The sequence below is a fragment of the Streptomyces griseorubiginosus genome (assembly GCF_017614965.1).
Lineage (GTDB): Bacteria > Actinomycetota > Actinomycetes > Streptomycetales > Streptomycetaceae > Streptomyces > Streptomyces griseorubiginosus_B.
Genome location: NZ_WVUG01000693.1, coordinates 1 through 787 on the forward strand (window position 1 = coordinate 1; position 787 = coordinate 787).

1 pseudogene is annotated in these 787 nt (G+C 72.6%); it reads right to left on the reverse strand.

Annotation, left to right across the window (positions count from 1 at the left end):
• Nucleotides 1-523: pseudogene (locus GRC12_RS44800) on the reverse strand (hypothetical protein); the annotation flags it as partial.
• Nucleotides 524-787 lie beyond the last annotated feature (264 nt).

Consider the following 787-nt stretch of genomic DNA (forward strand, 5'->3'; position numbering starts at 1 on the left):
GCATGAGGTCGGTGCGGTTGCCGAGGCCCTCGCTCTGGAACCGTTTGGCGAGGGCGGTCATGGCGGGGGCGTCCGCCTTGGTGAACAGCAGGCCGACGGTGGTCACGAAGCTCTCGGTGGCGTCGGTGTAGGTGGCGCGCAGCAGCCGCTGGCATCCCACGGGGGCGAGCGCCTTGCCCAGCAGGGGGTCGAAGGCGCCCTTGCAGCCGCTGTCGGGCGCGACGGCGATACGGGTCCAGGAGCGGTCGGCGCCACCGGGGCCGGCGCCGAGCCCCTGCAGGGTGGGCGGGAACAGCTGATCTACCGGCACGCTGTGCCACAGCCCCGCGGCCGCGGAGAACGTCCCTTTCGCCCCCTCACCGCCATCGTCCCCGACCAGCCAACTCCCGGTGACGGCACCGCCGATGAGTCCGAGTCCCAGCACCAGACAGGCGGCGACGACGGCGGTACGACCCCGCACCCGCCCCAGCAGCGGCCTGGCCCGGGCCCGCTCGTCATACCCCTCGGGCTCCCCGAACGACACGACGGGCCGACTCCCACCCGGGTTCATGGGTGCACTCCAGGAAAGAGCAGGATCAGGCGCCACGACCCCCCGGCCGCCGTCGGGGTGAGCGGGGGCGGGGTGAGCGGAGGCGTGCTGAGCGGAGGCGTGCTGATCGGGTGAGCCGGTCCGACGCACGTGAACGTCATCGAGCGTGCCGAAGCCCTCGAACACCTCAAACGCCTCAAACGTCGAACGGCCGGAGGGGAAACCGGGGTTCGGGCGGTCGGGCGGGGTACTTGGTGC